Genomic DNA, 26109 nt, shown 5'->3' with positions numbered 1-26109 from the left:
GATGCTGAGACTTGCAGGCTTGATCGATGGGCTGAACCGGGGTGTCGCCCGGGTGCTGCGCTGGTTTGCCCTGGCCATGGTGTTGATCCAGTTCGGCATCGTGATCGGGCGCTATGTCTTTGGCGTGAACTCGATCTGGGTGCAGGAAAGCGTGCTCTACCTGCATGCCATGCTGTTCATGCTGGCGGCCGGATACACGCTCTTGGTGGACAAGCACGTCCGGGTCGACATCTTCTATGCCAAGGTCACGCCGGCTGCCCGGCGCCGCATCGACATTGCCGGGCATCTTCTTTTCCTGCTGCCATCGATGGCGGCGCTGGCCTGGTGGTCCTGGCCGTCGGTGCGCAACTCCTGGCGCATTCTCGAGGGCCCGATCTCGGTTGGCGGGATCGAGGCGGTGTTCCTGCTGAAATCGCTGATCCCGCTGTTCTGCGCGCTGGTGGCGCTGCAATCGCTGGCGATCCTCGCGCGGCTATTTGCCAATGAGGACGCGGCATGAGCGACACTCTCGATCTTCTGATGTTCGCGGCTCTCGTGGTGGCGATCCTGTCGGGCTTTCCGGTGGCCTTTTCGATTGCCGGTGTCGCGGTGCTCTTTGCCTATCTGGGCTGGGCTCTGGGCGCGATGGACATCTCGCTTCTGGGCGCTTTCGGGCAACGGGTGTTTGGGCTGATCTCGAACCAGGTGCTGATCGCCATTCCGCTGTTTGTCCTGATGGGCGCGCTCTTGGAAAAAAGCCGCATTGCCGAAGAGCTGCTGGATACCATGGGGCGCGCCTTCGGCCAGTTGCGCGGCGGGCTTGGCATCTCGGTGGTGCTAGTGGGCGCGCTGCTCGCCGCTTCGACCGGAATCGTCGGGGCGACGGTTGTGGCCATGGGAATGATTGCGCTGCCCACCATGCTGCGCTCGGGTTATGACCCGCGTGTCGCCTCGGGCATCGTCTGCACCGCCGGCACCCTGGGCCAGATCATCCCGCCCTCGACGCTTTTGATCATCCTCGCCGACGTGATGTCGAACGCCTATCAGCAGGCGCAATACGAACAGGGCAAATTCGCGGTCGAGGCGCTGTCGGTCGGCCAGTTCTTTGCCGCCGCGCTGGTCCCCGGCCTCGTGCTCGTCTCACTCTATCTGATCTATGTGCTGGCCCGCGGCGTGCTGCGCCCCGACGACATGCCGCCGGCACCGGCGGATCTTCCGCGGCCGTCACGCCCCGAGGTGCTGGGCGCCATCGTGCCGCCGGTGCTGCTGATCTTTGCGGTGCTGGGCTCGATCCTCGGCGGGCTGGCCACTCCGACCGAAGCGGCGGCGGTGGGCGCGGTGGGTGCGCTCCTGCTGGCGGGGGCGCGGCGCGGGCGGCACCGGGGGGTGATCGCCGTCGCGGCGGCGGCGCTGATCGTTCTGGCGATCGCGGCGGGGCTGTTTCCGGTGCGGTTGCAGCGCGGCGATCTGGGGACAGGCGCCTACTTGGCCGGCGGGCTGTACATCGTTCTGACCCTGGTCGGGGTGACCGGCATCCTGGCCGCCCTGAACAACCTGCTGCGCGACCGGGTGGTGCATGGGGCGGTGGCCTCGACCATGACCATGACGGCGATGATCTTTGCCACCATCCTCGCCGCCGGCATGTTCTCGCTGGTGTTCATCGGGCTTGGCGGCGAAGAGCGGGTCGCGCATTGGCTGGAGAACCTGCCGGGCGGCGCAACCGGGGCGCTGCTGGTGACCATGGTGATCGTCTTCTTCATGGGGTTCTTCCTCGATTTCGTCGAAATCTCGGTCATCGTGCTGCCGCTGGTGGTGCCGACGCTGATCCTGCTCGGCCATGATCCGATCTGGCTTGGCATCGTCCTGGCCATTAACCTGCAAACCTCGTTCCTGACGCCGCCCTTCGGATTTTCGCTGTTCTATCTGCGGGGGGCGGCCCCGCCCGAGGTCACCACGGGCCATATCTATCGCGGGGTCCTGCCGTTCATCGTCTTGCAGGCCATCGGCGTGGCTGTCGTCTGGTTCTTCCCGGCGCTGGCCACCTGGCTGCCGCGGGTGATGTTCTAGCCGCAGGTGGCGCACGAGAAGGCGGCAATGCCCCTTTGCGCCCGGCCCTCGGGCGGCTTATGGTCCCGGCGTCGGCCATGCGCGCAAGGGAGAGGGAAACATGCACCCCCGCAATTTCGATCTGCGCCTTCTCGGCTATTTCTTTCGCACCGCCCAGACCGGCAACATCACCCGCGCCGCATCCGAGCTGAACGTCGCCCAGCCGACGCTGTCGAAAGCCCTGAAGCTGCTCGAGGATCAGGTCGGCACGCCGCTGCTGGAACGCCACGCCCATGGCATCACGCTGACGCCGATCGGGGTCCGGCTGGCGGAACATGCCGGGGTGGTGATGGCCCAGGTGCGCGACGCCGCCGATGAAATCGCCCAGTTGCGCGAAGGCCAGGGCGGGCATGTGCGGATCGGCGCCGGGCCGTCCTGGGTACGGCGCAAGCTGCCCGAGGCGATCAGCCGGATTACCGAACAGCGGCCCGACGTGCAGGTCGAGGTGCAGACCGGTTTCGACAGCTCGCTGCTGCGCGGGCTGGCCACCGGCACGCTGGATTTCGTCGTTGCGGAACGGCCGATCGACAGCGAAAGCGCCAACCTGGAATTCCACCTGCTCACGGCAGATGATCTGATCTGCGTCGGCCGGCCGCAGCATCCGCTGGCGGGCCGCACCAACGTGCCCCCGGTCGAGGCGCTGGCGCTGGCCTGGGCGCTGCCGCCCGACAATACCCTGGCCCGGCGCAAGCTCGACGGCCGGGTGATCAGCCTCGGCCTCACCCCGCCACGGGCCAATGTCGTCTCGACCTCGCTGACCTTTCTGCTGACCCATGCGGCGCAGACCGACACGCTGATCTATACCACCCGCTCGCAGCTGCTCTCGCCCGAGGGCAGCCGGCTGATCGAGATCGACGTGCCCGATCTGGTGACCAACCGCCAGGCCGGGCTGATCTATCGCAAACCGGGCCTGCTGACCCCGGCGGCGCGGGCGGTGGCCGACCGGCTGATCGAGGAAAGCACCGCCGACCCCTTCAACTGATCCGCACCGCCAATCGGCCGGTGCAGGGGACAGCATTCGGGGAAGTGGCATAGCCATTGGCTATGGAGGCCGGAATTCTTTTCATTTCTGGAATGGCTCGCCGCGAGTTAGGTTGGCCTCGGATCGGTGCGGGAGGCACTGGCATTTCAGACCCATGGGAGGATCTATGACTTACCAAAGCAGAATGACCGCGACACTTGCCGCCAGCGCCCTGGCGCTGAGCGCCTCGCTTGCGGCGGCCGAAGAGGCGCCGATCACCATCGTCATCAACCAGTCGCCCTGGTTCCCCGGCTTTCAGGCCGTGGTCGAGGCCTACGAGGACGAGACCGGCAATACCGTCGAGCTCGACGTGAACCCCTTTGCCGGCAGCCTCGAGAAACAGCGCACCGCCGTGCGCGCCGATGAGAGCCCGTTTGACATCCTGATCATGAACGCCGGCTTTTTCGTCGAGTTCTACACCGGCGGTTTCATCGCGCCGCTGCAAGAGATCGACGCCTCTTTCGAGCTCTCCGACGACATCTACACCTTCGACGACAGCACCTGCTGGAACGCTGAGGCCAAGACGATCACCTGCGACGGCGGCGATCTGCTGAGCGTTCCGGTCAATCCCAACGTGCTGATCCTGCACTATCGGCAGGATCTCTATGACGAGGCCGGCCTTTCCGTGCCCAAGACCTGGGATGAGCTCTACGAGAACGCCAAGACCCTGCAAACCGACCGCCGGTACGGTATTTCGCAGCGTGGCCAGCGCGGCACATTCGACGTGACCTATGACGTCTTTCCCTACATCTGGTCGCATGGCGGCGGTATCGTCGATCAGCAGGACGATGGCAGCTTCCAGGTCTCGATCAACTCGGAGGGCACTCTGGCGGGGATGGAAACCTATCTGAAGCTGGCCAATGACGTCGGCCACCCCTCGACCGCCGGCCAAACCCAGACCAATGTGATCCAGAACATGGCGACGGGGCGCGCGGCGCATATCAATTCGGTGCCGGCCCCGGGGCTGTTCGACGACGAAAGCAAGTCGATGGTTGTGGGCCAGGTGGCCTATGCGCCGCCGCCGGGCACCGCCGAGATCCCCTCGGCCACGCCGCTGGGCCATTGGCTGGCCGGCGTGCCCAAGAATATCTCGGACGACAACAAGCAGGCGGCGCTGGCCTTCCTGAGCTGGTTCCAGACCGACGCCGCGCAGCGCGCCTATGCCGAGGCCGGTTCGATGCCGGTCAGCCGGGCGGTGCTGGAAAGCGAGATGGCCGATCAACCGGAATACCGCTGGATGAAGGCGATGGCCGAGGCGCTGCCCAATGCGCGGCTGACCTTCACCTTTCCCGAGGCGACCCAGGTTCTGGCGATCACCGAACTGCGGCTCAACCAGGCGATCGGCGGCGAGATGCCGTTGAAGGAGGCGCTGAACACCGCCGCCGAAGAGATCACCAAGGTCATGCAGGACGCCGGTTACGACATTCCCGCGCCTGAACTGCTCCAGTAACCTCCCTGGTGGTCGCGGCACTGCCCGCGGCCGCCGAAATTCACGGAGCCCACCGATGAAAACCGATACCTTCTGGCGTCACGCGACGCTCTGGCCTGCGCTTGTCCTGTTTGCGCTGCTCACCATCTTGCCGCTGATCAAACTGCTGGCGCTGAGCTTCCACGATGTGGAATGGATCAACCGCGAAGCCGTCTGGGACTGGGTCGGGCTGGCCAATTACGCCAGGCTGCCGCAGGACAACCTGCTGCGCGCCGGCGCGCTGAACACGCTGATCTTTGCCGTGGTGGCGGTGGCGCTTCAGATGCTGATCGGTTTCATTCTGGCGCTTCTGACCACGCGGGTGGTGCGCGGGCGCGTGTTCTACCGGACGGTTTTCATCCTGCCGATCCTGGTGCCCGGCATCATCATCGGCGCGATCTGGAAGCTGATGTATTCCTATGATTTCGGGGTGCTGAACAGCCTGCTGCTCTGGCTCGGCCTGGCGCCGCAGGACTGGCTGGGCAACCCCGATCTGGCGCTGCTGTCGGTGATCGTCGTCGATGTCTGGCACTGGACGCCGTTCTGTTTCCTGCTGCTGCTGGCCGGGCTCGAAAGCCTGCCGGATGATATCTTCGAGGCCGCCAAGATCGACGGTGCCTCGCGCTGGCAACAGCTGCGCCACATCACCCTGCCGCTGATGCTGCCGACGATCGCCGTGACTTTCGTGTTCCGCATGATCCTGGCCTTCAAGGTGTTCGACGAGATCTACCTGCTCACCGGCGGCGGGCCCGGCACCTCGACCGAAGTGATCAGCTTCACCATCTACCGCCGGTTCTTCACCGAGGATCAGACCGGCTATGGCGCCGCCATGTCGATTGCGGTGATCGCGGTCATCGCCGCCGGCATCATCGCCGCCACCCGCGCCACCGCCGGCAAAGGAGCCAAGGCATGACCCATGCGACCGACACCCACACCGCGCTGACCGCGCCGCGCCGCCGCCGCTTCACCGCATCGGAACGCCAGGTCAGCGTGATCCGCCACCTCGTGCTGATGAGCTTTGCGCTGGTGGTGCTCTTTCCCTTCTTCTGGATCGTCTCGGCCGCCTTCAAGACCCAGATCGACCTGTTGATGGGCAAGGTGCTCTTTACCCCCAACCTCGACGGCTTTCTCGACGTGATCTTCGACAAGACCTCGGATTTCGCCCGCAACTTCGCCAACTCCATGGTGATTGGCCTGATCAGCACCTTCCTCGTGCTGGTAATCGCGACGCTGGCGGCCTTTTCGCTCTACCGCCTGCAATGGCCCGCTTGGGTGCTGCATTCGCTGCTCGGCTGGTCGGTGATCTTTCACATGGTGCCGCCGATCACCCTGGCGGGCGCCTGGTTCACCATGTTCCGCTCGGTCGGGCTCGACAACAGCTACACCGGCATCATCCTCGCTCACACCACGCTGCACCTGCCGATGGCGCTGTGGATGATGGGCGTCTTCGTCCGCGACGTGCCCAAGGAGCTGGTGGAGGCGGCGCAGATCGATGGCGCCAAGGTGCCGCAGATCCTCTGGCATGTGGTGCTTCCCATCGTGCGGCCGGGGCTGGCGGCGACCGGCATCCTGACCTTCATCTTCAGCTGGAACGAATTCCCGGTGGTTCTGGTGCTGAGCCAGCGACAGACCGCGACGGTGCCGCTTGGCATCGGCAAATATGCCCAGGAAAATACCATCGCCTTTACCGAAATGGCGGCGGCCTCGACCCTGTCGATCCTGCCGGCCTTCCTGCTTCTGCTCTTTGCACAACGGTTCATTGTCCGCGGCCTGACCTCTGGCGCGGTGAAATAAGGGTTTGTCATGAAAACGGTTCTTGTCCTCTTCGACTCGCTCAATCGCCACGCGCTCTCGCCTTATGGCGGCGATACGGTGCCGACGCCGAACTTTGATCGGCTGGCGGCGCGCAGTGCGCGGTTCGACAACCATCATGTCGGCTCGATGCCCTGCATGCCGGCGCGGCGGGATCTTTTGACCGGCCGGATGTCGTTCCTGCACCGCAGCTGGGGACCGATCGAGCCTTTCGACGTGACCTTCCCCGAGGTGCTGAGCCGCGACAAGGGTGTCTATAGCCATTTCGTCACCGATCACTTCCACTATTGGGAAGATGGCGGCGCCACCTATCACAACCGCTATGATAGTCACGAATTCTTTCGCGGCCAGGAAGGCGACCGCTGGAAAGGCGTCGCGGCGCCGGACTGGCCGGCGATTGACCGGCGCTTTGACCCGGCCCAGGTGTCGCGCAAGCCGCGCAGCTACAAGCGCCACAACGTCGTCAACCGCGATTTCATCGAGGACGAGGCCGGCCATCCCAGCTTTCAGACCTTTGCCGCCGGGGTGGACTTCATCGAGGCTAACAAGGCGGCCGACAACTGGTTTCTCCAGATCGAGACCTTTGCCCCGCATGAGCCGTTCTTTGCGCCGAAACGCTTTCGCGACATCGTCGGGGCGCGCGCCGATGGCCCGGCGCTGGATTGGCCGGAATACGGGTACAGCGACCGGCCGTTGGAAGAACAGGCGGAGCTGCGCGCCAGCTATCACGCCTCGCTGGCAATGTGCGACGAATTGCTCGGGCAGGTACTCGACGCTTTCGACCGCGACGGGCTCTGGCAGGATACGGCGCTGATCGTCACCACCGATCACGGCTTCCTGTTGGGCGAGCATGATCTCTGGGCCAAGAACCGCATGACGCTTTATCGCGAGATCGCGCAGATCCCGATGTTTGTCCATGACCCGGGCCATCCGGCGGCCGATGGCACGCAAGTCGACGGCCTGAGCCAGACGCCCGATCTGGCGGCCACCATCCTCGATCTCTTTGACACCCCGCGCCCGCCGCAGATGGTGGCGCCCTCGCTGCGGCCGATGCTGGCGGGCAAGCCCTCGGCCCATCAGGCGCTGATCTATGGCTATTTCGGCGGGGCGGTGAATCTGACCGACGGAAGGCACAGCTATCACCGCTATCCGCCCGACATGGCCGAGCAGGAAGTTTATCAATACACCCTGATGCCGACGCATATCTTTGACTTCTTCCATCCCGAAGAGCTGACCCGCGCCGAGCTTGCGCCCCCGATGCCCTTCAGCCGCGATATGCCGCTGCTGCGGGTGCCGGTAAGCGAGAAATCGGCGATGTGGAACGCCTATGGCCCCGGCTGCCTGATCGAGAGCGAGACCCGGCTGTTCGATCTGGAGCGCGACCCGGGGCAGGCGGCGGCGCTTGACGATCCGGCGCTCGAGGCGCGGCTGGCCGGCCAGATGGCCGATCTGATGCGCGGGCTGGACGCGCCGGAAGAGGCTTTTGCGAGGCTCGACCTTCTGCCCGAAGCCGTGCCGGCATGAGGCGGGACTGGGCCGAAAGGGTGCCCGACCTGCGCCAGTTGGCCGCCGTGCGCCGGATCACGCTCGATGACGGGGCGGAACGCGGGGTCCGGGCGCTGAGCTTCGACACCGGTGGCGGGCTGGCCTTCTGGCTGCTGGCCGATCGCAGTCTCGATATCGGCCCGCTGAGTTTCCGCGGCATGCCGCTGGCCTGGCAGCATCCGGCGGGCTTCGTCGCGCCGGGGCTGCATGATGCGCAGGCCGATGGCGGCACCGGCATCCAGCGCGCCCTGTCGGGCTTTCTGGTGACCTGCGGGCTGGACAACGTCCGCCAACCGCGTGACGGCCTGCCGCTGCATGGCACCCTGCCGCTGACACCGGCGCGGGTGACGGCCTGTGGCGAGGATTGGGATCGCCCCGATCCGCTGCTTTTTGCCGAAGGTGTGGTGACCACGGCGCATATGGGCGGCGCCTGTTTCCGGCTGCATCGCCGGATCGAGGCGCCGGTGGGCGGGGCCGCGCTGACGCTGATCGACCGGGTCGAGAACATCGGGCCGGAGCGGGCCGAGATGCGCGTGCTTTACCACACCAATTTCGGCTTTCCGATGGTGGCGGAGGACACCACCCTGCACCTAGATGGCGCGGAAGTGCAGGCCGAGGACCGGGAAACCACCTGCCACCCGGTGCCGGGCGGATGTGTCGCCTGGATCGCCCGGCCGGCCTCTGCCGACTGGCCCGCCGTCGGCGCGCGGATCGAAAGCGATCTGCCGTTCTTTCAGATCTGGCGCGATGCCCGGCCGCGCCGCAACGTTCTGGCGCTCGAGCCCTGCAACTGCGCCCGCGCGGCAGACGGCACCAGCGGACCGGGCACCTGGCTGGCCCCCGGCGAGAGCTGGCAGACCCGGCTGCATTACACCTTTTCATCCGGCAATCAGGAGGAATGACATGGCACATGTTCGGTTGAACGGCCTGTCCAAGAGTTACGGCAAGGTCGACGTCATCAAGGATGTCTCTCTCGATATCGAGGACGGCGAATTTGTCGTGCTGATCGGCCCCTCGGGCTGCGGCAAGTCCACGCTGTTGCGGATGATCGCCGGGCTGGAGAGCATCAGCGCCGGAACGCTCGAGATCGGCGGCGCGGCGATGAACGACGTGCCGCCGCGCGACCGGGGGATCTCGATGGTGTTTCAGAGCTACGCGCTCTATCCGCACATGAGCAGCGCCGACAACATGTCGTTCTCGCTGCGGCTGGCCGGCGAGGAAGAGGCGCAGCGGCGCTCCAAGGTCGACCGGGCGGCGGATATCCTCGGGCTGGGGCCATACCTCGACCGGTTGCCCCGGCAATTGTCGGGCGGCCAGCGGCAGCGCGTCGCCATGGGCCGTGCCATCGTGCGCAAGCCCGAGGTCTTCTTGTTTGACGAGCCGCTCAGCAATCTTGACGCCAAGCTTCGGGTCAAGATGCGGGCCGAGCTGAAGGAGCTGCACCAGAAGCTCCGCACCACCACGATCTATGTAACCCACGATCAGGTCGAGGCGATGACCCTGGCAGACCGCATCGTCGTGCTGCGCGATGGCGAGATCGAACAGATCGGCACGCCGCTCGAGCTTTACGACAACCCGGCCAATGCCTTTGTCGGCGCCTTCCTCGGTTCGCCGACGATGAACCTGCTAGAACTGGAGGTGGGCGCCGGCGAGGCCACCCTGGCGCGGTTTGCCGATGGCGAGGCGCTGCGGCTGGCGACGCCCGCCGCGCCCGGGCGGACAACCGTGGGCATCCGGCCCGAGGCCTTCACCATTGCGTCTGAGGCCGCGGCCGGGCGGATCAGCGCCGAGGTGGTGGTGGTCGAGCCGACCGGCGCCGCGACCGAGCTTCTGGTGCGCAAGGGCGGGCAGGCGATCACCGTGCTGACGCCGGAACGGCTGGCGGTGCGGCCCGGCGATACCGTCTGGCTGACCCCGGATGCGCAGCGCACCCGGGTCTTTGCCGGCGGGGCCGCCGACGCGGCCTGAACTCCCCGGTTCCCGTCAGTCTCTTTCGGCAGTCATGACCTGTCCCCCGGCGCATTTACGGCGCCGGGGGACAGGTTTTTGGCTTTTCGGAATTTTGGCATTCCAAAATTCCGATTACGTGCTATGACCATGTCATCACGAGTCGCGGCGCGGGCCTGGCGCCGCGCAGGAGAGCAAGAGAGGGGCCTTGATGACCAAGATCAAATCCGTGCGCACCCGCGTCTGGAGCTGGACCGGGCCGACGGTGCCGCCGTCGGGCAATTTCTGCACCAATGCGTCCGATGCCCTGTGGATCAAGGGCGACGCCATGGAGAGCTTTCGCTTTCACCAATGGCTGACCTGCGAGATCGAGACCGAAGACGGCACAGTGGGCATCGGCAATGCGGCGCTGGCGCCGAAACTGGTGAAACAGGCGATCGACGAATGGTTCGCGCCGCTGGTTCTGGGCGAGGATCCGTTCGATTACGCCTATCTCTGGGAAAAGATGTACCGCCGCAGCCACGCCTGGGGCCGCAAGGGCGTGGGCATGACGGCAATCTCTGCCATCGACATCGCGATCTGGGATTTGATGGGCAAGCTGGTGGGCAAGCCGGTGTTCAAGCTGCTCGGCGGCCGCACCAAGGAGAAGATCCCGGTCTATTACTCCAAGCTCTACGCCGGCCCGGTCGAGAGCATGCAGGCCGAGGCGGAAGAGGCGATGAAACACGGCTATACCGGTTTCAAATCGCGCTTCGGCTATGGCCCCAAGGACGGCATGGCGGGGATGCGCGAGAACCTCAAACGGGTCGAGGCGCTGCGCGAGGTGATCGGCTATGACCGCGACCTGATGCTCGAATGCTACATGGGCTGGAACCTCGATTACGCCAAGCGGATGCTGTCGAAACTGGCGAAATACGAGCCGCGCTGGCTCGAGGAGCCAGTGATTGCCGACGATGTGGCGGGTTATGCCGAACTGAACGCCATGGGCATCGTGCCGATTTCGGGCGGCGAACATGAATTCTCGGTCATCGGCTGCGCCGAGTTGATCAACCGCCGCGCCGTCAGCGTGCTGCAATATGACACCAACCGGGTCGGCGGCATCACCGCCGCGCAAAAGATCAACGCCATCGCCGAGGCGGCGCAGATCCCGGTCGTTCCGCATGCCGGGCAGATGCACAACTATCACCTGACCATGGCCAACACGAACTGCCCGATCAGCGAATATTTTCCGGTCTTCGACGTCGAGGTCGGCAACGAGCTGTTTTACTACATCTTCGAGGGCGACCCGGAGGCGGAAGACGGCTTCCTGCAACTCGATGATGAAACCCCCGGCCTTGGCATCTCCATCACCGACAAACACCTCCACAATTTCGAGATCACCGAATGAGCGTCTATTCCGGCATCTGGCCTGTCGCGCCCACGCCCTTTCACGAGGACGGCAGCGTCGATTACGAGGGCATGAAACGCGTGATCGACTGCATGGTCGATCAGGGCAGCGACGGCATCTGCATCCTGGCCAATTTCTCCGAGCAATTCCTGATTTCGGACGAAGAGCGCCGCCGGCTGACCGAGGTGTCGCTGGCCCATATGGCCGGACGTCTGCCCGTGATCGTCACAATCAGCCATTACGCCACGCAGATCGCCGTGGACCGCGCGCGCCATGCCAAGGATCACGGCGCCGCCATGGTGATGATGATGCCGCCCTATCACGGTGCGCTTCTGAAAGGCACGGCGGCGCAGACCTTCGAGCAATTCGCCCGGGTCGGCGAAGTCGGCCTGCCGATCATGGTGCAGGATGCGCCGCTCTCGGGGGTCGATCTGCCGGTGCCGCTCTTGGTGCGCATGGCACGCGAGATCGAGATGGTGAAGCTGTTCAAGATCGAATGTCCGCAGGCCGCCGCCAAGCTGCGCGCGCTGATCGCCGAGGGCGGCGATGCCATCGAGGGCCCGTTTGATGGCGAAGAGGCGATCACCCTGCTGGCCGATCTCGAGGCCGGGGCCACCGGCGCGATGACCAGCGCGATGATCCCCGACCAGATCAAGCCGGTGCTGGGCCTTTTCGCCGCCGGCGATCTCGACGCGGCCACCGCCGCCTATGCCCGCGTGCTGCCGGCGGTGAACCACGAGAACCGGCAATGCGGCTTTCGTTCGGCCAAGGCGGCGATGGTCGAAGGCGGGGTGATCGGCTCGGAATTCTGCCGCCACCCGATCCCGCCATTGCATCCGCAAACGCGCGAGTCCCTACTCAGGCTGATCCGGCCGCTGGAGCCGGTGGTTCTGAGCTGGGGTAAATGACATGAGCAGGAAGGCCGAGATCGCCGATCTGGACACAGGAGAGCTGACGCTGGCGCGGCCGCGCGCCACGCTGGTCGAGGTCGCGGCCGACAAGCTGCGCGAGCTGATCCTGCTCGAGAAGCTGCCGGCCGGGGCGCAGATCTCCGAACGCGATCTGGCCTCGGCGCTCGGGATCAGCCGCACGCCGCTGACCCGCGCGCTGACCATCCTCGAACAGGACGGGCTGATCGAATATTCGGTCACCCGACGGCCGCAGGTGGCCAATCCGCCATTCGAGGAAATCGCCCAGAACCTGGTGGTGATGGGCGCGCTCGAGGCGCTGGCGGGCGAGCTGGCCTGCACGCGGATCACCGACGCCGAGATAGCCCGGGTGGCCGGGTATCAACAGCAGATGGAAGCGGGCGAGGGCACGCTTTCGCCGCTCGAGTCCTTTCAGCTCGACATGCAGATGCACGAGGCGATCGTCGCAGCCAGCGGCAATGCGCCGTTGATCGACACCCACCGCAAATACAATGCGCGCCTCTGGCGGGCGCGCTTTCAATCCTCGCAGCGTCGCGCCGGGCGCGATCAGACGCTGGCGGAGCACCGCGCCATCATCGCGGCGCTGTCGCAGCGCGACCCGGTGGCGACCGCCATTGCGCTGCGCCGTCACCTGGCTTCGGCCGTCACAAACATCAGAAACGTATTTCAGGACGCCGGCACCGCCCGGTCGCCCAACCCAGACACGGAGACCCCGGCATGAGCTTTGCCCCGCATGGAAACCACCTGATCGCTGGCGAATGGATCGGCTCGGACCAGACCTTTGCGTCCGACCCGGCACACGGCCCGTCGCATGACTTCAGCCGCGGCACACCGGCGCTGGTCGATCAGGCCTGCGAGGCGGCGGAAGAGGCCTTCTGGCGTTACGGCGCGACAACGCGGGCCGAGCGGGCGGCCTTTCTCAACGCCATCGCCGACGAGATCGAGGCCCGCGCCGAGGCGATCACCGAGATCGGCAGCCGGGAAACCGGCCTGCCGGAAGCGCGGCTCAACGGCGAACGCGGCCGCACCACCGGCCAGCTCCGGCTCTTTGCCGCGCATATCCTGGAGGGCGACTACCTCGACCGCCGCCACGACGCGGCCCTGCCGGAGCGGCAGCCGCTGCCGCGCCCCGATCTGCGCATGGTGCAACGTCCGATCGGCCCGGTCGCGGTCTTTGGCGCCTCGAACTTTCCGCTGGCGTTCTCCACCGCCGGCGGCGACACCGCGGCGGCGCTGGCGGCCGGCTGTCCGGTGGTGGTCAAGGGCCATTCCGCCCATCCCGGCACCGGGGAGATCGTCGCCGAGGCGGTGCAGGCGGCGGCGGAAAAATGTGCCATGCCCCGGGGCGTCTTTTCTTTCATCCAGGGCGGCAAACGCGATGTCGGCCAGCGGCTGGTGCAGCATCCGCTGATCAAGGCGGTGGGCTTTACCGGGTCGCTCGGCGGCGGGCGGGCGCTCTTCGATCTCTGCGCGCAACGGCCCGAGCCGATCCCGTTTTTCGGCGAGCTGGGCTCGGTCAATCCGATGTTCCTGCTGCCCGAGGCGGTCAAGGCGCGGGGCGCGGCCATCGGCGAAGGCTGGGCGGCATCGCTGCTCATGGGCGCGGGCCAGTTCTGCACCAATCCCGCCATTGCCGTGGTAGCCCAGGGCGCCGAAGGCGACGCCTTTGTGCGGGCGGCGGCCGAGGCGCTGCAAGACGCGCCGGCGCAGGTCATGCTGACCGACGGGATTGCGCATGCCTATCGCGACGGCACGGCGCGGCTGGACGGCCGGAACGGGGTGCGCCCGGTGCTCACCACCGACAGCGAGGGCCGCAGGGCGCTGCCCAATCTCTTCGAAACCGAGGCCAGCGTCTATCTCGGCGATCACGCGCTTGGCGAAGAGGTCTTTGGCCCGCTCGGCCTCGTGGTGCGGGTCGAGGGCGCCGACGAGATGGCGGCACTGGCGAAAGGGCTCGACGGGCAGCTGACCGTCACGCTGCACATGGACGACGGCGACACCGAAGCGGCGCGGCGGCTGATGCCCATCGTGGAGCGCAAGGCCGGGCGGTTGCTGGTCAACGGCTTCCCGACCGGCGTCGAAGTGGCCGATACCATGGTACACGGCGGCCCGTATCCGGCCTCGACCAACTTTGGCGCAACCTCGGTCGGCACCCTGTCGATCCGCCGTTTCCTGCGACCTGTGTGTTACCAGAACATGCCGGAGGCGCTTCTGCCCGCGGATCTCTGAGCCCGGCACCCTTTCCGCGGCTCCAGGTGCTGGCGGAAAGGGCCGCGACTTTCAGGCGAAGGTCATGGACAGCTGCCCATGCCAATGCGCGCCGGGCCGCAGGGTCGGGCCGGGGCCGCTGGTGCCATCGGCCAGAAGCGCGCAATTGCACGGCTCGAGTGCAAGGATGTTGCGGCCCGCGCGGGCATCACGCCAGGTTTGCAGATAGGGCAGCGAGGCGCCGTCGAATTCGAGCCTGATGTCAAGCCCGGGCCAGTCCGCGCTGGCCGGGCGGATCAACCGGACCTGCGCCGCCGGATCCACCGGGTGGCACTCTGGTGCGCCGGGTGCCGAGGTGATCTCGCTGTCCGCGATTTCGACAATCCGGCGGGCACCCAAAGCAACCGTGCAGCCCGGCTGCACCACGGGAAAGCCGAAATTGAGATGATAGAGGATCATCATCTCGGCCGCCGTGGCCGAGATGTTTTCGATCCGGTCGCTGATCGTCAGACGGGCCGCGCCGATTGGTGCGGTGATCCGGCGGTGCAGGCGGAACACGGCGCCATTGGGTTGGGGCTGGATGATTTCGCCTTCGACGAAAAGCTGCGGTTGCGCGGCGGCCCAATCTTCGCCCACGCCGGTGACACGCACCGGTGACATGGCCAGAGAGCCATGTTGCGCCAGGCCGGCGCGCGGCGCGCGCACGTTTTCCAGCCCGCAGGTCACAAGGAAACCGGTCAAGGCGCGCTCGCGATTTCCCGGCTCGCCCGCCGGATGCTGCCAGCCGACGGGACGGCCACGAAAGTGCAGGCTGCGAATGTCCAGCGTGCCATTTTCCTTGATCTGGAAATCGAGGCCCCCGCCGGTGGAAAAGGCCAGCAGCGGCAGGCCCCGGTCGGGGCCGTCGCGCAGGGCAATTCGCTGCACCGACGCCAGTTGCCGCAGATCGCCCACCAACTCGGACAGGCGATGCCGCGCCGGCCGCAGCAGGCCGGGCAGGGGCGCCGGGCCCGTCATTCAGGCGGCCCTGCGCGCGGATCGCGCGGCGCTGCTGTCATGTTCGGGGACATCGCCGATCTGGGCCATGCGGGCATCAAGCTGCGCCAGCATCTCGTCGAAGACATCGGCATAGTCCGGATCATCCGCCACGTTGACCAGTTCCAGCGGGTCGGTCTCGCAATCGAACAGCTCCCATTCCGGCGGCTCGTCGGGGCCATGGGCGCCGGGCTGGCCGAGATCGGAATTGTACCAGTAGATCAGCTTGTAGCGATGGCTGCGCAGCCCGTAATGCGCCCAGGCGTTGTGATGTTCGTCCTTGTGCATCCAGTAGCGGTGATAGGCGCTGTCGGGCCAATCCTCGGGCGCGTCCCGTTCCAGCACCGGGCGCATCGACCGGCCCTGCATATAGCTCGGCACCGGCAGGCCGGCATAATCGAGGAAGGTGGGGGCGAAATCGACGTTGGTGGCGATCGCCTTGGCCACGCTGCCGGGGGCGATGGCCTTCGGGTAGCGGATGAGGAAGGGCATTTGCAGCGACTCCTCGTACATGAAACGTTTGTCGAACCAGCCGTGTTCGCCAAGAAAGAAGCCCTGATCGGAGGTATAGATGACGATGGTGTTCTCGGCCAAACCCTCTGCGTCCAGCCAGTCGAGCATGCGGGCCACGTTTTCATCGACCGCGTGGATCGTCGCCAGATAGCGTTTCATGTAGCGCTGGTACTTGAACAGGGCGAGCTCCTCTTCCGTCTCGAAGGTGAAGTTCTCGCCACTGTGCCGGTCGATCAGAACCAGCCCGCGCGGATCTTCGGGATGCGGCACACGCCGGTCGACATCGCCGGGGGTGCAGCGTTCGCCCACCTCGGCGCCGCCTTCGGGCTGGATCAGCCCGAGATCGGCGTATTTCAGATCCATCCGCACCCGCATCCGGGCCTCTTTGGCGGCACGGGCGCGATTAACATAATCATCATTATAGGTGACCGGCACCTTGATATCCCGGCCGTCGAACATGTCGCGGTCGCGCGGATGGGGTTCGAAATTGCGATGCGGGGCCTTGTGATGGCACATCAGGAAGAATGGCCGATCCCTGTCGCGCTCTTTCAGCCAGTTCAGGCTCTTGTCGGTAATGATATCGGTGACATAGCCCGGCTCGGTCCGTTCCTCGCCCATTTCGATCATCAGCGGGTCGAAATAATCGCCCTGGCCCGGCAACACCGACCAATAGTCGAAGCCGGTGGGTTCATGCGGCTTGCCTTCGCCCAGATGCCATTTGCCCACCATCGCGGTCTGATACCCCGATTGCGCCAGATGTTTGGCCACGTTCGGCCAGCGGTTGTCGATATGGGTGTCGAGCGTGGTGACGCCGTTCACGTGGTTGTAGGTGCCGGTCAGGATCGCCGCGCGCGACGGCGTGCAGATCGAATTGGTCACGTAGCAATGATCCAGCCGCATCCCCTCATTGGCGATTCGGTCGATGCCGGGGGTCTGGTTGATGCCGTGGCCATAAGCGGAAATCGCCTTGGAGGCATGATCGTCGGACATGATAAAAAGGATATTCGGTCTCACGTGTGGCTCCGTCCCTAAGCGTCTTTCAGGTCAACTGTTGACCGTTTTCTCAAATGTGGTAATAACAAACCCAGATATAGGAATCAAGAATGTCCGGAACATCAAGCAGAGTGATCGCGATCCTGGAGGCCCTGACCGGCCCCGAAGCCGATGGTTTAAGCGCGCAAGAGGTCGTCGAACGCTCGGGGTTGCCGGCCTCGACGGGGTATCGAATCATCACCGAATTGCAGGAGTTGGGCCTTGTGCACCGCAGCGCCAGCCGCAAGATCATGGCCAATTTCAGCTTTCAGCGGCGGCTGCATTGCCCCGGACTCGAGCCGGAAATGCTGGCCGATGCCTGCGCGCTTCTGAGCGACCGGCTGACCGTTGCGGCCGAGGTCGTGGTGCTGAGCGGCCACAACATGCTGTGGCATATCGTGCAGCAGCACCCCGATCAGGCCATCCGCCTGCGGGCCTTTCCGGGCTTCATGCGCGGCGCCTATGAACTCGATTCCATCTCGCGGCTGGCGCTGGCGCATCGGCCGGTCGAGACGCTGGAAAAATCCTGGGACACCGGCGCGTTCTATACCGCCGGGGTGGACCGGCGGTCGCTGGACTGGGCCGAGGCGCGCGCGATGATCGCCGCCGTCGATCCGGCAGAGATGCAATACGACATGATGGGTAACGCCAAGGGCATCCGCCGCTACTGCGTTGCCATCCACGGGCCGGGCGGCGGCATGGTCTGCCTGCTGACCGTGGCCGAAGCGGCGACACCGGTGCGTGACGAGGCGCAGCATGTCGCCAATGTGCGCGGCCATCTGATGGCCCGGAAATCCGCAATCGAAAGCGCGTTCTCGGATCCGGCCAGAACCGGCTGAGACGCAAGTCAATCATAGGGAGGACACCATGAAATTCACCATATCAGCCTTGGCCACCGCAGCGGCCCTGACCGCGCTGCCCGGCTTTGCACAGGAGCTTGTGCTATCCATCGGATCGCGCGGCTACGGACCGGCGGTCGAGCGCAATATCGAACGCTACGCGGCGGAAAACCCCGATGTCAGCATCGAATGGAACAAGGTGTCCGACGTGCCGGGCGAGACCCGCAAGCTTTATGTCACCGGCCTGACCGCCAAGAGCCCGACACCGGATATCTATGCGGTGGATGTGATCTGGGCCGGCGAATTTGCTCAGCGTGGCTGGCTCGAGCCGCTGAACGGGTTGCTCGACGAGGCCACTATCGACGCTTTCAACCCCTCGCTACTGGCAGCCTCGACCGTCGATGGCGAGGTGCATGCGCTGCCGCTTTACGCCGATGGCATCCATTTCTTCTATCGCACCGACCTGCTTGAAAAATACGGCCTCGACGTGCCGCAGACCTGGGAAGAGGTGCTGGCCGCCTCGCAGACCATCACCGAGGGCGAAGGCAATCCGCAGCTTTACGGTTTTGTCTCGATGTGGGCCAAGATCGAAGGTCTGTTCATGAACTGGCTGGCCTTTGCCAATGGCAATGGCGGCGGCTTCTATGATGCCGAGGGCAATGTCGCGGTGAATTCGCCCGCCAATATCGAGGCGACGCAATTCATGGTCGATCTGCTGCACGAACACCGGATCACCCCGGATTCGATCCTCAACGCCCGCCCCGACGACGCCCGCACCCTGTTCCAGCAGGGTCGCGCCGCCTTCCTCATGGTGCAGGATTTCGTGCACGCGCCGCTGAGCGCCGACAACAGTCCCGTCGCCGGCAAGTTCGACTTCACCCGCGTGCCCTATTTCGAGGGCCACGAGGATGCCAATTCCACCACCATGGGTGGCTGGTTCCTGGGCATCAATCCGAACTCGGACAACAAAGAGGCCGCAGCGGACTTCCTGGCGCATTTCACCGCCCAGGAGCAACAGCTGACCGCCGCGGTCGAAGACAACCGCGCCCCGACCATCCCCGGCATCTATGACAACGACGCGATGAAGGGCAACGCGGTGCTGGCGAAATTCGGCAAGAACTACGATTACGGCGTGGTGCGCCCCTCTGCCGGATCGGGCAGCAAGTATCCCCGCGTGTCGGAGATCATGCAGCTCGAGATCACCAATGCCCTGCACCGGCAGAAAACGGTGGAAGAGGCGCTGAACGACGCGCAGGCGCAGCTTGACGCGCTTCTGTCCGAGTAAGAGCCGGACATTCCCGGCACCTCCTCTCCCGGCGGCGTCCCGTCGCCGGGCAGACCTTTGACACCCCCCACGGTGGACCCATGACAAACATGACTTCCCCGCTCGACAGGCGCAGGCACCTGACGGGCATGGCCTTTATCACCCCGACGATGGCCGTGATCATTGCGATCCTCGTCTATCCGATCCTGCAATCCATCGTTCTGAGCTTTGGCCAGTCCAGTATCGACGGGTCAGAACCCTACAGCTTCGTCGGCCTCAAGCATTACGCCACCCTGGCCGGCAACGAACGGTTCTGGAATTCGCTTTGGGTGACGCTGGTGTTCACCGGTCTGTCGATCCCGCTGGAGCTGGCGATGGGCATCGGGCTGGCGGTGCTGCTGAACGAACATTTCCGCTTCAAGGGCATCGCCCGGCTGGCGGTGCTGTTTCCCTGGGCGCTGCCCACGGCGCTGAACACGCTGATGTGGCGCTGGATGTACAACACCGATTACGGGTTGTTCAATGCCGCCGCCCTGCAAAGCGGGATCGTGGATCGGCCGATCAACTGGCTGGGCGACGAGACCCTGGCCATGGGGTCGATGGTTGTCGTCGCGGTCTGGAAAACCTCCAGTTTCATGGCGCTGATCATCCTCGCCGGGCTGCAATCGATCCCGCGCGAGCTTTATGAAGCGGGCCGCATGGATGGCATGACCCGCTGGCAGGAGTTCCGCGAGATCACCCTGCCGCTGTTGAAAGGGCCGATCCTGGTGGCGCTGATCGTGCGGTCGATGGATGCCCTGCGGACGTTTGAACTGCCCTTCAACCTGACCGACGGCGGCCCGGTGACCGCCACCGAGAGCCTGTCGCTTTACGCCTACAAGGTGATCTTCGACTTCATCGAGTTCAACTACGGCGCCGCCATCGTCGTGGTGCAGTTTCTGGTGATCTTCGCCATGAGCCTGCTCTACATCCTCACCCTGCGGAACAAGGACTGACGCCATGACCAAACGTCCCCGTTTCGGCCTCTATGCGCTGGTGATCCTGTCGGTGGTGATCTCCTTCCTGCCGATCATCTGGCTGGTGCTGACCTCGTTGAAAACGACCGAGGGCATCTATGCCTGGCCGCCGCAGTACCTGCCCGATCCCTTCACGCTCAAGAACTACATCAACATCTTCACCAATTCGCCGGAGCTGCTGCTCTACGTGCTGAACTCCTTCATCGTGGCGCTCGGCTGCACCGTGGTGGCGCTGAGCTTCGGCGGCATGGCGGGCTATGCGCTGTCGCGGCTGGGGATGCGGCGCGCGGGTGTGCTGATGGTCTTCATCCTCGCGGTGTCGATGTTCCCACCGGTGTCGCTGCTGCCGTCGCTGTTCCAGACCTTCCTGAACCTCGGGCTGCTCAACACCTACACCGGGCTGATCATCGCCCACACCGGGTTGTTCCTGCCCTTCACAGTCTGGATGCTGGCCAGCTATTTCGCCACGCTGCCGCCCGAAATCGAAGAGGCCGCGCGGATGGACGGCATGGGCTTCTTCCGCATCTTCTGGTCGATCGTGATCCCGCTGTCCTGGCCCGGCTTCGTGGCGACCGGGCTGATCGTCTTCATCTTCTCGTGGAACGAATTTCCGCTGGCGCTGGTGCTGATGACCCAGAACGCGATGCGCACCGCGCCGGTGGGCATCTCGCTCTACCCCGGCGAATACGCCTTTCCGTGGGAGACGATCTCGACCGCGACGGTGATCGCCATCGTGCCGATCCTGATCATCACCGCCATCTTCCAGAAACAGATCGTCGGCGGGCTGACCGCTGGCGCAGGCAAGTGAGACCCTGACAATGACCGAAGTGAAACTGGACCGTATCGGCAAATCCTATGGCAGCGTCGAGGCCGTGCAACAATTCGACCTGACAATCCGCGAGGGAGAGTTCCTGGTCCTGCTGGGGCCCTCGGGCTGCGGCAAATCCACGACGCTCAGGATGATCGCCGGGCTGGAAAGCATTACGAAGGGCGATCTGATGATCGGCGGCACGCGGATGAACGATGTCGATCCCAAGGATCGCGGCGTGGCGATGGTGTTCCAGAACTACGCGCTCTATCCGCACAAGACGGTGTTCGACAACATGGCCATGGCGCTGAAGCTGCAAAAGGTGCCGGCGGCCGAGATTCAGGACCGCGTGGGCCGCACCGCCGAGCTTCTGGGCCTCACCGACTACCTGCACCGAAAGCCCGCCGCGCTTTCGGGTGGCCAGCGCCAGCGGGTGGCCATCGGCCGCGCCATCGTGCGCACACCCGATGTCTTCCTGTTCGACGAGCCGCTGTCGAACCTCGATGCCAAGCTGCGCGTCAAGATGCGGATGGAATTGCAGGAGCTGCACGACCGCCTGGGCGCGACCTCGGTTTATGTCACCCACGACCAGGTGGAGGCGATGACCCTGGCCGACCGGATCGTCATCATGAACGGCGGCGTGGTGGCACAGGTCGGCACCCCGCGCGAGGTCTATGATCGCCCGGCGGATGAATTCGTCGCCGGCTTCATCGGCAGCCCGGCAATGAACTTCCTCGATCTGATGCGCGACGACACCGGGCGCTGGATCACCGAATGCGGCAGCCTCGTCCTGCCGTCCCTGCCGGTCGATGCCGGCGCCCGTCGACAGGTCAGGCTCGGCGTGCGGCCGGAACATATCGCCGTGACCGCCGGCGGCCAGCCGCAGGGCGATCTGGACTATCAGGCCGAAGTTCTGCTTGACGAGCTGCTGGGTGCCGATGCGCTGCTCAGCCTCGGTGTGGGCAAGGCGCGGCTTCTGGCGCGGGTCGGCGGCACCGATCACCCGGTGCAGGGCGATCGGGTGGCCATCGCGCTGACGGCAGCACAATTGCACGTCTTTGATGCCGACACCGGTGTCGCCCTTCGCGACTGACCGAAAGGGCCCGCGTCCGCGGCTTTGACCTCAAGAGCCCCCGCATCGAATGGCCGATGGGGGGGCTTGTTTTCGCGTGGGCCGCTGCCGCCGCATCCTGTTCCGGCCGGACGAGGATTGACAACAGGAGCAGGATTCGTCATAAGTCATATAAATTTCATTATTGGAATACAGAATTCCAAATAGGAAATAACGAGATGAATCCGACTGAACGAACCTTGCAAGTACTGGAGTACATCATGGCTGCGGGTCCGGGACCTTTGAAGCAGGTCGACATCGCCCGCGACTGCGGGCTGTCGCCGGCGACGCTCAATCGGATCATCAAGTCGCTGTCGGATTGGGGCTATCTGTTCCGGACCAGTGAAAAGTTCTGCGTCCGCAACTTTCGGCTCGACCGCAACGTGCCGATGTCGGAGACCTACCTTGCCAAGCTCGACGAAACGATGCGCGCGCTTTCGGAAAAGCTTGGCGTCTCGGCCGAGGTCGTGGTGGTCGCCGGGCACGAGCTGCTCTGGCATTCCAAGACCGACCACCCCGATCCCGAGGTGATGATCCGTGCCAACGTCGGCTTCCGCCGGTCGCTTTACGAGCTTGACGTGCTCTCCAAACTCTATCTCAGCCGGCTCGACTGGGACGAAGTCGAGGCGCGTTTTTATACCGACGGCTTCTTCGAGACCCAGTACACGCCCGGCCAGGCCACGTCCTGGCTCCAAGTGGCGACGGTGCGGCAGGCGCTCGAAGACATGCGCAATGACGCCTTTGCCGCCGATCAAGTCGGCAACCACGTCGGCATCCGCCGCTTTGCCACAGTGATCGAGGATCCCGAGGGCACTTTTCTGCATCTGCTCGCGCTGGCCGAACCGGCCGAGCGCGCCAATGGCGACGAAGACACCTATCGCGCCGCGCTGCTCGAGGCGCGGGACGAGTTGGCCGAGCTGGTCTCGGCCGAGAGCGCCGCGAACCGGTTGCGGCCGAAACATCAATCCATGCCGCTCCGAGGAGGATAACGGAGACGGTGCAACTGACCCTTTGGGAGGACACATGAAACACCTTTGCACAACAGCTTTGGTGGCCAGCTTCGCTATGGCCGCCCCCTTTGCGCCCACTGCGGCAGACGCCGAAGAGATCAATGTCGTCATGTTCGGCATGCCTTACACCAACGGGCTGCGCAAACTGGCCGACGATTTCGAGGCCGAGACCGGCATCAAGGCCAATATCGACGTGATCGGCCAAGACGTCTTCGAGAACCGCATCACCCTGTCCTTTACCGGCGGCACCGGCGATATCGACGTTGTTCATGCGCCAGTCATCCAGGTGCAACGCTGGGTTGCGGCCAACTGGCTCAAGCCGATCACCGCCGAAGTCGCCGCCATGGCGGTCAAGGACGACATCCTGAAAGGCCCGCTCGACGCCTACAAGATCAATGGCGAGCAATATGCGGTGCCCTTCATGGCGGCCACCGGGCTGATGACCTATCGCCAGGACGTGCTGGAAGCGGCGGGCGTCGGCGTGCCCGAGACCTGGGCCGAAATGCTGGAGATCGCGCCGCAAGTCACCAATGACGACCGCGCGGCCATCGCGCTGCGCGCGGTGCCCGGCCAAGGCTTCAACATGTTTATCTTTCCGATGATCATGCGCGCCTATGGCGGCAAGTTCTTTGCCGATTACACCGGCGGCGACCTGACCCCGGCGATCAATTCGCCCGAGACCCTGGAGGCCCTCAAGGTCTATATCGAGTTGATCAACGACTACGCCCCGCAGGGGGCCGGCAATTTCAATTTTGCCGAGGTCAATGCGGCGGCGCAGAACGGCCAGGTGGTCTTTACCGTCGAGGGCACCGGCGTCGTCACCCAGATCGTCGACCCGGAAAAGAGCAAGTTCGCCGATGTCACAGGCATCGCCCTGCCGCCGGGTGGCCCGGCCGGTCGATCGCCCGCCATTGCGGTGCATGGCCTCGCCATCCCGAGCTCAGCCGAAAACCCCGAAGCCTCGGCCCGGTTCATCGAATGGGCGGTCAGCCCCGAGACGATGACCAAGATCGCGCTGGCCGAGCCGTTTTCGAACTTCACCACCGGTTCGGTCGCGCAGAACGCCGAAGTGATCGCGAAATACGACGCCGTTCACCCCGATTTCCTGCGCATGCAGGGCGAGGCGCTGAACCTTGCCATCGGCCATTACCGCCCGCTACTGCCCGATTGGCCGTCGCTGGGGGCCGCCATCGGTGAAAACATCAACGCCGCGGTCAACGGGCTTATGTCGCCCGAGGATGCGCTGGCGGCGGCGGAACAGGAAATGAAGGACATCCTGGGCCAATGACGATCCTTCAGGCTCCGGACCGGCGGGATCATCCCGCCGGTCGCTCTCTCGCAAGAAAGCGCTCCATGACACAGGCCACCTCAAAAAGGCGCGGCGCCACCTACGAGCTGGAACGCGGCTATCGCCGGATGATCATCCCCGCGATCCTCGCTGTTGCGATCTTTGCCATCGTGCCGCTGGCCGGCATGCTGGCGCTGTCGTTCAGCGACTACCACCTGATCCGCGGCTCCAAAGGCGAGTTCGGCTTTCACAACTTCGCCCGCCTGCTCAGCGATCAGCGGCTGGTCAATTCGATCTACGTGATGTCTGTCCTGTCGATCTTCGGCGTCGCCGCGCAGGTCGTCATCGGCACCGCCGTAGCCGTCGGCCTGCAAAAGATCGTCGGCAAGTGGCGGCTGGGCCGGGTGCTTTTTCTGGTGCCCTACGCCGTACCGCATGTCGCCGTGGCGCTGATCTGGCTGTCGCTCTTCACCCCCACCTTGTCGCCGATCAACGCCTTCTTCGATCTCTTCGGCTTCACCGTGCCGACCTTTCTGACCACCCAGAACGGCGCCATGTTCGCGATCATCGTGGCCGACACCTGGACCAACTTTCCCTTCGCCATGCTGATCATCCTGGCCGCGCTTCAGGGCATCTCGACGGATCTCGACGAGGCCGCCGCGATCGACGGGGCCTCTCGGGTCAAGACCTTCATCTTCATCACCCTGCCGCTGCTGATGCCGGCACTGCTGATGGTCACGCTGTTCCGCTTCATCGACTCGCTCAAGCATTTTCCGATGATCTTCGTTATCACCAAGGGCGGGCCGGGCCGGTCGACACAGGCCACCAACTTCTATGCCTATGTGCAGACCTTCCAGAACTCGAACGTCGCTTATGGCGCGGCAATCGCGGTGCTTTTGTTCCTGATGGCGGCGCTGATCAGCTTCTACGTCGCACGTCTCAACCAGAGGGTTTCGCAATGATCGACAACAGCCCTGAATTCCGCATCAAAAAGGCCATAGGAACCACCGTGATGCTGCTGCTGGTGACCTTTGCGGCGCTGCCCACGCTCTGGGCGCTGCTGCTGGCCTTTCGCGCCCCCGACGCGGTATTCGAGCCGATCTGGGAAAGCCCGCTGAAGCTCACCTTCGACAACTTCTTCAACATCACCCGGTCTGATTTCCCCAAGGCGCTGATGAACTCCTTCATCACCGCGGGCCTCTCCACCGTCTTTGCGATGCTGGTGGGCGTGCCGGCCGGGTTTGCCCTGGCCAAGAGCCGGGTCTCGGGCAAATTCATCGCGTCCTGGATCCTGCTCCTGCTGCGCATGGCGCCGCCGGTGGGCTTTGTGATCCCGCTGTTCCTGCTTTATGTCAACGCAGGGCTGATCGACACCTACGCCGGGCTGGTCTTTGCCTATATGACCCTGACCCTGCCGCTTGTCACATGGTCGATGTGGAATTCCTTTTCGCAGGTGCCGGACGAGCTGATCGAAGCGGCGATCATGGATGATGCCTCGCTGACCAAGGCCTTTCTGCTGATCGCCCTGCCCGCCGCACGGCCCGGGGCTGTGGCGGCGGCGATCCTGGCCTTCCTGGTGGCCTGGAACGACTTCTTCTATTCGCTGATCATCACCCGCTCCGACACCACGACGGCGCCGGTGGCGGTGATGAACTTCATCTCATTCGACTCTGTCGACTGGGCCTCGATCGCCGTGGCCAGCATCGCGCTGACCCTGCCGATCCTGCCACTGATGGCAATTGCCAATCGCTATATCGTCCAGTCGCTCTCGGGCGCGGTGAAGGGCTGAGC

At 64.6% G+C, this 26109-nt stretch carries 24 protein-coding genes; 22 read left to right on the top strand and 2 right to left on the bottom strand.

The window, feature by feature from the left end; translation table 11 throughout:
- Position 1 precedes the first annotated feature (1 nt).
- The 13 genes from BMW90_RS13885 to BMW90_RS13825 all read left to right on the top strand — a co-directional run bounded on the left by BMW90_RS13885 (position 2) and on the right by BMW90_RS13825 (position 14423).
- Positions 2–499: a TRAP transporter small permease subunit gene (locus tag BMW90_RS13885; RefSeq protein WP_048534965.1), complete on the top strand. Its 498-nt coding sequence runs from the start codon at positions 2–4 to the stop codon at positions 497–499.
- Positions 496–2046 (top strand): TRAP transporter large permease, encoded by a 1551-nt coding sequence (locus BMW90_RS13880; protein ID WP_074837132.1) that lies wholly within the window; start codon positions 496–498, stop codon positions 2044–2046. Before BMW90_RS13885 ends, BMW90_RS13880 begins: the two co-directional genes overlap by 4 nt.
- A gap of 100 nt (positions 2047–2146) precedes the next feature.
- Positions 2147–3067 carry a LysR family transcriptional regulator gene (locus tag BMW90_RS13875; RefSeq protein ID WP_074837131.1) on the top strand — a complete coding sequence of 307 codons (921 nt, stop codon included), beginning with the start codon at positions 2147–2149 and terminating at the stop codon, positions 3065–3067.
- A 184-nt stretch (positions 3068–3251) separates the two neighbouring features.
- Positions 3252–4556, top strand: a complete 1305-nt coding sequence (locus BMW90_RS13870; protein WP_074837130.1) for an extracellular solute-binding protein — start codon at positions 3252–3254, stop codon at positions 4554–4556.
- Positions 4557–4611: 55 nt separating this feature from the next.
- Positions 4612–5487 carry a carbohydrate ABC transporter permease gene (locus BMW90_RS13865; protein WP_074837129.1) on the top strand — a complete coding sequence of 292 codons (876 nt, stop codon included), beginning with the start codon at positions 4612–4614 and terminating at the stop codon, positions 5485–5487.
- On the top strand, positions 5484–6368 hold the full coding sequence (locus BMW90_RS13860) for a carbohydrate ABC transporter permease (protein ID WP_048534974.1): 885 nt from the start codon (positions 5484–5486) through the stop codon (positions 6366–6368). Before BMW90_RS13865 ends, BMW90_RS13860 begins: the two co-directional genes overlap by 4 nt.
- A gap of 9 nt (positions 6369–6377) precedes the next feature.
- Entirely contained in the window at positions 6378–7910 is a 1533-nt protein-coding gene (locus BMW90_RS13855) for a sulfatase (RefSeq protein WP_074837128.1), read from the top strand.
- Complete coding sequence (locus BMW90_RS13850) at positions 7907–8833, top strand: DUF4432 family protein (protein WP_074837127.1); 927 nt, start codon at positions 7907–7909, stop codon at positions 8831–8833. Before BMW90_RS13855 ends, BMW90_RS13850 begins: the two co-directional genes overlap by 4 nt.
- 1 nt (position 8834) lies before the next feature.
- Positions 8835–9899, top strand: a complete 1065-nt coding sequence (locus tag BMW90_RS13845; protein WP_048534979.1) for an ABC transporter ATP-binding protein — start codon at positions 8835–8837, stop codon at positions 9897–9899.
- Positions 9900–10089: 190 nt separating this feature from the next.
- Positions 10090–11265 (top strand): L-rhamnonate dehydratase, encoded by a 1176-nt coding sequence (locus tag BMW90_RS13840; RefSeq protein WP_074837126.1) that lies wholly within the window; start codon positions 10090–10092, stop codon positions 11263–11265.
- Positions 11262–12173, top strand: coding sequence for a dihydrodipicolinate synthase family protein (locus BMW90_RS13835; RefSeq protein WP_074837125.1), 912 nt, complete (start codon positions 11262–11264; stop codon positions 12171–12173). The genes BMW90_RS13840 and BMW90_RS13835 overlap by 4 nt, the downstream gene beginning before the upstream one ends.
- 1 nt (position 12174) lies before the next feature.
- The gene (locus tag BMW90_RS13830) at positions 12175–12915 is read left to right on the top strand and encodes a GntR family transcriptional regulator (protein WP_074837124.1); all 741 of its coding nucleotides are present in this window, start codon (positions 12175–12177) and stop codon (positions 12913–12915) included.
- On the top strand, positions 12912–14423 hold the full coding sequence (locus BMW90_RS13825; RefSeq protein WP_074837123.1) for an aldehyde dehydrogenase (NADP(+)): 1512 nt from the start codon (positions 12912–12914) through the stop codon (positions 14421–14423). The genes BMW90_RS13830 and BMW90_RS13825 overlap by 4 nt, the downstream gene beginning before the upstream one ends.
- A gap of 51 nt (positions 14424–14474) precedes the next feature.
- Here the strand turns inward: BMW90_RS13825 and BMW90_RS13820 are convergent, their stop codons facing one another.
- Together BMW90_RS13820 and BMW90_RS13815 are read right to left on the bottom strand one after the other, a co-directional pair.
- Complete coding sequence (locus BMW90_RS13820; RefSeq protein WP_074837122.1) at positions 14475–15419, bottom strand: DUF4432 family protein; 945 nt, start codon at positions 15417–15419, stop codon at positions 14475–14477.
- Positions 15420–16964 carry a sulfatase family protein gene (locus tag BMW90_RS13815; RefSeq protein ID WP_074837121.1) on the bottom strand — a complete coding sequence of 515 codons (1545 nt, stop codon included), beginning with the start codon at positions 16962–16964 and terminating at the stop codon, positions 15420–15422.
- 89 nt (positions 16965–17053) lie between these two features.
- On the opposite strand from BMW90_RS13815, the gene BMW90_RS13810 reads away from it, so the two are divergent.
- The 9 genes from BMW90_RS13810 (at position 17054) to BMW90_RS13770 (ending at position 26107) form a co-directional block, all read left to right on the top strand.
- On the top strand, positions 17054–17821 hold the full coding sequence (locus tag BMW90_RS13810) for a helix-turn-helix domain-containing protein (protein ID WP_083416052.1): 768 nt from the start codon (positions 17054–17056) through the stop codon (positions 17819–17821).
- Positions 17822–17849: 28 nt separating this feature from the next.
- Positions 17850–19106 (top strand): ABC transporter substrate-binding protein, encoded by a 1257-nt coding sequence (locus BMW90_RS13805; protein ID WP_074837119.1) that lies wholly within the window; start codon positions 17850–17852, stop codon positions 19104–19106.
- Positions 19107–19186: 80 nt separating this feature from the next.
- Positions 19187–20080 carry a carbohydrate ABC transporter permease gene (locus BMW90_RS13800; protein WP_244526510.1) on the top strand — a complete coding sequence of 298 codons (894 nt, stop codon included), beginning with the start codon at positions 19187–19189 and terminating at the stop codon, positions 20078–20080.
- Between the two features lie 4 nt (positions 20081–20084).
- The gene (locus BMW90_RS13795) at positions 20085–20909 is read left to right on the top strand and encodes a carbohydrate ABC transporter permease (RefSeq protein WP_048534995.1); all 825 of its coding nucleotides are present in this window, start codon (positions 20085–20087) and stop codon (positions 20907–20909) included.
- A gap of 10 nt (positions 20910–20919) precedes the next feature.
- Positions 20920–22002 carry an ABC transporter ATP-binding protein gene (locus BMW90_RS13790; protein ID WP_048534997.1) on the top strand — a complete coding sequence of 361 codons (1083 nt, stop codon included), beginning with the start codon at positions 20920–20922 and terminating at the stop codon, positions 22000–22002.
- Positions 22003–22199: 197 nt separating this feature from the next.
- Positions 22200–23009, top strand: a complete 810-nt coding sequence (locus tag BMW90_RS13785; RefSeq protein ID WP_074837117.1) for a helix-turn-helix domain-containing protein — start codon at positions 22200–22202, stop codon at positions 23007–23009.
- A 34-nt stretch (positions 23010–23043) separates the two neighbouring features.
- Entirely contained in the window at positions 23044–24318 is a 1275-nt protein-coding gene (locus BMW90_RS13780) for an ABC transporter substrate-binding protein (protein WP_074837116.1), read from the top strand.
- Between the two features lie 65 nt (positions 24319–24383).
- Complete coding sequence (locus tag BMW90_RS13775; protein ID WP_244526508.1) at positions 24384–25280, top strand: carbohydrate ABC transporter permease; 897 nt, start codon at positions 24384–24386, stop codon at positions 25278–25280.
- Positions 25277–26107, top strand: coding sequence for a carbohydrate ABC transporter permease (locus BMW90_RS13770; RefSeq protein WP_074837115.1), 831 nt, complete (start codon positions 25277–25279; stop codon positions 26105–26107). Before BMW90_RS13775 ends, BMW90_RS13770 begins: the two co-directional genes overlap by 4 nt.
- Positions 26108–26109 lie beyond the last annotated feature (2 nt).

Origin of the sequence: Marinovum algicola, from assembly GCF_900109145.1 — a bacterium.
Lineage (GTDB): Bacteria > Pseudomonadota > Alphaproteobacteria > Rhodobacterales > Rhodobacteraceae > Marinovum > Marinovum algicola.
Note: the sequence above shows the minus strand (reverse complement) of the source record. Positions and strands in the feature narration are given on the sequence as shown.

Excerpts from the sequence above, each read along its gene's own strand:
- BMW90_RS13885 (WP_048534965.1), top strand. The coding sequence starts at position 2 with ATGCTGAGACTTGCAGGCTTGATCGATGGGCTGAACCGGGGTGTCGCC.
- BMW90_RS13880 (WP_074837132.1), top strand. The coding sequence starts at position 496 with ATGAGCGACACTCTCGATCTTCTGATGTTCGCGGCTCTCGTGGTGGCG.
- BMW90_RS13875 (WP_074837131.1), top strand. The coding sequence starts at position 2,147 with ATGCACCCCCGCAATTTCGATCTGCGCCTTCTCGGCTATTTCTTTCGC.
- BMW90_RS13870 (WP_074837130.1), top strand. The coding sequence starts at position 3,252 with ATGACCGCGACACTTGCCGCCAGCGCCCTGGCGCTGAGCGCCTCGCTT.
- BMW90_RS13865 (WP_074837129.1), top strand. The coding sequence starts at position 4,612 with ATGAAAACCGATACCTTCTGGCGTCACGCGACGCTCTGGCCTGCGCTT.
- BMW90_RS13860 (WP_048534974.1), top strand. The coding sequence starts at position 5,484 with ATGACCCATGCGACCGACACCCACACCGCGCTGACCGCGCCGCGCCGC.
- BMW90_RS13855 (WP_074837128.1), top strand. The coding sequence starts at position 6,378 with ATGAAAACGGTTCTTGTCCTCTTCGACTCGCTCAATCGCCACGCGCTC.
- BMW90_RS13850 (WP_074837127.1), top strand. The coding sequence starts at position 7,907 with ATGAGGCGGGACTGGGCCGAAAGGGTGCCCGACCTGCGCCAGTTGGCC.
- BMW90_RS13845 (WP_048534979.1), top strand. The coding sequence starts at position 8,835 with ATGGCACATGTTCGGTTGAACGGCCTGTCCAAGAGTTACGGCAAGGTC.
- BMW90_RS13840 (WP_074837126.1), top strand. The coding sequence starts at position 10,090 with ATGACCAAGATCAAATCCGTGCGCACCCGCGTCTGGAGCTGGACCGGG.
- BMW90_RS13835 (WP_074837125.1), top strand. The coding sequence starts at position 11,262 with ATGAGCGTCTATTCCGGCATCTGGCCTGTCGCGCCCACGCCCTTTCAC.
- BMW90_RS13830 (WP_074837124.1), top strand. The coding sequence starts at position 12,175 with ATGAGCAGGAAGGCCGAGATCGCCGATCTGGACACAGGAGAGCTGACG.
- BMW90_RS13825 (WP_074837123.1), top strand. The coding sequence starts at position 12,912 with ATGAGCTTTGCCCCGCATGGAAACCACCTGATCGCTGGCGAATGGATC.
- BMW90_RS13820 (WP_074837122.1), bottom strand. The coding sequence starts at position 15,419 with ATGACGGGCCCGGCGCCCCTGCCCGGCCTGCTGCGGCCGGCGCGGCAT.
- BMW90_RS13810 (WP_083416052.1), top strand. The coding sequence starts at position 17,054 with ATGTCCGGAACATCAAGCAGAGTGATCGCGATCCTGGAGGCCCTGACC.
- BMW90_RS13805 (WP_074837119.1), top strand. The coding sequence starts at position 17,850 with ATGAAATTCACCATATCAGCCTTGGCCACCGCAGCGGCCCTGACCGCG.
- BMW90_RS13800 (WP_244526510.1), top strand. The coding sequence starts at position 19,187 with ATGACAAACATGACTTCCCCGCTCGACAGGCGCAGGCACCTGACGGGC.
- BMW90_RS13795 (WP_048534995.1), top strand. The coding sequence starts at position 20,085 with ATGACCAAACGTCCCCGTTTCGGCCTCTATGCGCTGGTGATCCTGTCG.
- BMW90_RS13790 (WP_048534997.1), top strand. The coding sequence starts at position 20,920 with ATGACCGAAGTGAAACTGGACCGTATCGGCAAATCCTATGGCAGCGTC.
- BMW90_RS13785 (WP_074837117.1), top strand. The coding sequence starts at position 22,200 with ATGAATCCGACTGAACGAACCTTGCAAGTACTGGAGTACATCATGGCT.
- BMW90_RS13780 (WP_074837116.1), top strand. The coding sequence starts at position 23,044 with ATGAAACACCTTTGCACAACAGCTTTGGTGGCCAGCTTCGCTATGGCC.
- BMW90_RS13775 (WP_244526508.1), top strand. The coding sequence starts at position 24,384 with ATGACACAGGCCACCTCAAAAAGGCGCGGCGCCACCTACGAGCTGGAA.
- BMW90_RS13770 (WP_074837115.1), top strand. The coding sequence starts at position 25,277 with ATGATCGACAACAGCCCTGAATTCCGCATCAAAAAGGCCATAGGAACC.